The organism is Micrococcus sp. KRD096, assembly GCF_017168495.1.
Classification (GTDB): Bacteria; Actinomycetota; Actinomycetes; order Actinomycetales; family Micrococcaceae; genus Micrococcus; species Micrococcus luteus.
On the sequence record NZ_JABFAY010000015.1, the window covers coordinates 1 to 3,645 of the forward strand.

Annotated in this window: 4 protein-coding genes and 1 pseudogene; 3 read left to right on the plus strand and 2 right to left on the minus strand. The window is 74.4% G+C overall.

What is annotated here, in order from left to right:
- Positions 1–134: 134 nt before the first annotated feature.
- Positions 135–591: pseudogene (locus J1M41_RS06090) on the plus strand (GMC oxidoreductase); the annotation flags it as partial.
- Positions 592–696: 105 nt separating this feature from the next.
- Here J1M41_RS06090 and J1M41_RS06095 read toward each other — a convergent pair.
- Together J1M41_RS06095 and J1M41_RS06100 are read right to left on the minus strand one after the other, a co-directional pair.
- Positions 697–1,173, minus strand: a complete 477-nt coding sequence (locus J1M41_RS06095; RefSeq protein WP_061867069.1) for an Hsp20/alpha crystallin family protein — start codon at positions 1,171–1,173, stop codon at positions 697–699.
- Positions 1,174–1,268: 95 nt separating this feature from the next.
- Positions 1,269–1,802 carry an O-acetyl-ADP-ribose deacetylase gene (locus J1M41_RS06100; RefSeq protein WP_098094710.1) on the minus strand — a complete coding sequence of 178 codons (534 nt, stop codon included), beginning with the start codon at positions 1,800–1,802 and terminating at the stop codon, positions 1,269–1,271.
- A gap of 56 nt (positions 1,803–1,858) precedes the next feature.
- Between J1M41_RS06100 and J1M41_RS06105 the strand changes: the two genes are divergently transcribed.
- Both J1M41_RS06105 and rmuC read left to right on the plus strand, forming a co-directional pair.
- Positions 1,859–2,296 (plus strand): hypothetical protein, encoded by a 438-nt coding sequence (locus J1M41_RS06105; protein WP_063190131.1) that lies wholly within the window; start codon positions 1,859–1,861, stop codon positions 2,294–2,296.
- A 65-nt stretch (positions 2,297–2,361) separates the two neighbouring features.
- The gene (gene rmuC / locus J1M41_RS06110; protein WP_098094707.1) at positions 2,362–3,621 is read left to right on the plus strand and encodes a DNA recombination protein RmuC; all 1,260 of its coding nucleotides are present in this window, start codon (positions 2,362–2,364) and stop codon (positions 3,619–3,621) included.
- Positions 3,622–3,645 lie beyond the last annotated feature (24 nt).

Sequence of the window (3,645 nt, forward strand, 5' to 3'; positions counted from 1 at the left end):
ACCCAGCACGCATCCCCGCCCAGATGACCGATCCGTAGTGTGGACGGGCCGCCCAGACCCCGACGAGAGGAAGCACACCTGTGTCTGCCGACCAGAGGACGACAGCCGAGACCGCAGGGCCACCGGGTCCACCCCACGCCAAGGTCCGCGGCACCGTGCGCCTGCGCTCCAACGACTACTGGGACAAGCCGGCCGTGGACCCGCGCTACTTCACCGACCCGGAGGGCCATGACGTGGCCGTCGCGGTGGCCGGCATCTGACTGGCCCGGGAGATCGTCTCCCAGCCGGCGATGGCAGAGTGGGCCGGCCGGGAGCTCGCCCCGGGCGTGGAGGCGCAGACCGATGAGGAGATCGCCGACTACGTGCGCCGCACCCACAACACCGTGTACCACCCGGTGGGCTCGGTGCGCATGGGCGCCGACGACGACGCCATGAGCCCCCTGGACGCCCGCCTGCGCGTCAAGGGCGTGACGGGTCTGCGCGTGGCCGACGCCTCCGTGATGCCCGAGCACGTGACCGTGAACCCCCAACATCACGTGCTTCATGATCGGCGAGAAGGCGGCACAGCTGATCCTGGCCGACCGCGCCTGACCACCACGCGGAAGCGGCGGGCCCCCGGTGGGGGCCCGCCGCATCTGCGTTCGGGGGAACGGGCCGCGCGCCGGTCACGCCGGCCACGGCTCCGTCAGAGGGCGATCACTCGCCGGAGGCCTCGGCGGCGGAGCCCTCCACGGCCTCACCCTCTACGGCCTCGCCCTCCACCTGGGCGGCGGAGCCGGTGTGCTTGACCTGGATCTTGCGCGGCTTGGCCTGCTCGGCCACCGGGATGGTCAGCAGCAGCACGCCGTCGCTGTAGTCGGCCTCGATCTTGTCCAGGGCCAGGCCCTGGCCGAGGTTGAGCTGGCGGGCGAAGGTGCCGGCCGGACGCTCCTTGGTGAGCCAGCGACGGTCCTCCCCGGCGGGGGCCTCCTTGCGCTCGGCGCGGACGGTGAGCGTGCGCTCCTCGACGTCCACGTCGATCGAGCTCGGGTCCACGCCCGGCAGCTCCACCTCGGCGACGAACACGTCGCCCTCGCGGTAGAGGTTCATGGGCATGGAGGCGGCGCCGGAGGTGCGGGCGAAGCCGGTCATCAGGCGCTCCATCTCGCGGAACGGATCAATGGGACGAGCCATGGTCGATCACTCCTCATGCAGGGCGGGCCGCTCCGGTTGAGCGGCGACTGTCCTGTGCAACGCCGTCCCCCCACGGGGTATTCCACGGAGTTGAGTCAGTCCCGCTCAACCCTGTCCAGGACGGTCCGGAACGCGGCCTCCGCCGTCTCGCCGTACGGCACGAACAGCACCTCGTCCACGGTGCCGCCCACCTCGTCCGCCATCGCGTGGCAGGTCTCGACGGCGATCCGCGCCGCGTCCTCCATGGGCCAGCCGTAGATCCCCGCGGAGATCGCCGGGAACGCGACCGTCCGGGCGCCGAGCCCGGCCGCCACTCTCAGGGACTCGCGGTAGCACGAGGCGAGGGTGTCGGACTTGTCGATCGTCTTGGCCCACACCGGGCCCACCGTGTGGATGACCCAGCGCGCGGGCAGGCGCCCCGCCGTCGTCGCCACGGCCTGCCCGGCGGGCAGCCCCTCCGGCAGGTCGGTCTCGCGCAGGCGGCGGCATTCGGCCAGGATCTCGGGGCCGCCGCGCCGGTGGATGGCGCCGTCCACGCCTCCACCGCCGAGCAGGGTGGAGTTGGCGGCGTTGACGACGGCGTCCGCGTGCGTGGCCGTGATGTCCCCGGGGGCGATGGTCAGCTGCATGTGCTCACGCTAGGCACGGGTGGGCGCCGTCGGACAGGGCCGGTAGCCTCGGCCCCATGAGCACCCCGACGCCCACCGGACCGACCCCCACGCCTCCCGGCGGCGAGCTGCTGCCGCTGATCAGCCTCGCGGTGGAGCACGTGTTCGACACGCTCGGCCGGCAGTCCGTGTTCGCCCCCACGATCCTCGCCGTCACCGCCGACGGCCAGCGCGGCATGTGGGAGCACCCGGACCTCGAGCCCGAGCAGGCGGCCGCCACGGTCGCGAAGATCAGCCCGCGCCCCACGCGGGCGGTGGCCGTGTTCGACGGCGAGATCGAGACGGCCGACGGGCCCCGCCCGGCCGTCGCGGTGGAGGCCTTCGACGCCGCCGCCCTGGCCTCGACCCGCATGGTCTTCCCGTATCTGCCCGGCGTGGCCGCGGCGGGCATCGCCGCCCGCGTGGACGGCGACCCGCAGGTCGTGGCCAACGGCCCCAACCCGCTCTTCGGCTGAGCCGACCACCACGACGACGGCGCGCCGCGGCCTAACGTGTCCATGCGGCCTGCGAGGGTGGGGGCATGGAGACCCTCAGCCTGCTGCTCGCCCTCATCCTCGGACTCGTGCTGGGCGCCCTGGTGGGCGCGTGGCTCATGTGGCGCCGGGCGGCCGGCGGCGGTGAGGAGGCCCGCCGGGCCCAGGCCGAGCTGGCCGCGCTGCGCACCGAGCACCAGGGGGCGCGAGAGGAGCTCGCGGCCGCCCGGGCGGAGCAACGGGCGCTCACGGCCGCGCGCGCCGAGGACGCCGAACGCCAGCGCGCGGAGTCCCAGGTGATGTCCACGCTCGCCCCGCTGGGCCAGCGGCTGGCGGCGCTCCAGGAGCAGGTGAGCGTGCTGGAACGGGATCGGGCGTCCCAGTTCGGCCGGCTCGGGGAGCAGCTCCGCGCCGCCGCGGCCACGGACCGTGACCTGCTGAACCAGACCACGTCGCTCATGGCCACGCTCAAGTCCACCTCCGCGCGGGGCCACTGGGGCGAGGCGCAGCTGCGGCGGGTCGTCGAGGCGGCGGGCATGCTCCACCACGTGGATTTCACGGAGCAGGCCACGCTGTCCGGCAAGGACGGCGAGCGCCTCCGCCCGGACCTCGTGGTGTCCCTCCCCGGCGGCAAGGCCATGGCCGTGGACGCCAAGGCCCCCATCGGGGACGCGCTGGCGGCCGAGGCCCTCGCGGACGAGCCCGGCGAGGAGGCGTACGAGAGGCGCCAGGCGCTGGCGGCCCAGCACGCCGCGGCCGTGCGCCGCCACGTGGACCAGCTCTCCGCGAAGTCCTACTGGGCCGGCCTCGAGCACTCCCCCGAGCTGGTCCTGTGCTTCCTGCCCGCCGAGTCGCTCCTGGCCGCGGCCCTGGACGCAGACCCCGGGCTGCTGGACCACGCGTTCTCCCGGAACGTCGCGCTCGTCGCCCCCGTCTCCCTCCTGACCGCCCTGAAGTCCGTGGCCTACGCGTGGCGGCAGGACACCCTGGCCGAGAACGCCCACACCGTGGTGGCCAGCGCGAAGGACCTCTACGAGCGCCTTGGCACGCTCGGCACCCACCTGGACCGCATGGGTGGCTCCCTCAAGACCGCCGTGGACCGCTACAACCAGCTCGTCGGCAACGTCGAGTCGCGCGTGCTCCCCGCCGCCCGGCGCCTCCGCGACGCCGACCCGGGCCTGGCCCCCACACCGGACATCCGCACGCTCGAGTCCGCGCCCCGGCCCCTGGCCGCCCCGGAACTGGTCGCGGGCGTGGAGGAGGACGAGCTGCGCCGTCGTCGGGCGGAGTCGGCGCGGGAGGCGTGAACGGGGCCGCACGGGGGCCGGGCG

What these genes read in the sequence shown, in the direction of transcription:
- J1M41_RS06095 (WP_061867069.1), bottom strand. Translation starts at nt 1,173, where the DNA reads ATGGCTCGTCCCATTGATCCGTTCCGCGAGATGGAGCGCCTGATGACC.
- J1M41_RS06100 (WP_098094710.1), bottom strand. Translation starts at nt 1,802, where the DNA reads ATGCAGCTGACCATCGCCCCCGGGGACATCACGGCCACGCACGCGGAC.
- J1M41_RS06105 (WP_063190131.1), top strand. Translation starts at nt 1,859, where the DNA reads ATGAGCACCCCGACGCCCACCGGACCGACCCCCACGCCTCCCGGCGGC.
- rmuC (WP_098094707.1), top strand. Translation starts at nt 2,362, where the DNA reads ATGGAGACCCTCAGCCTGCTGCTCGCCCTCATCCTCGGACTCGTGCTG.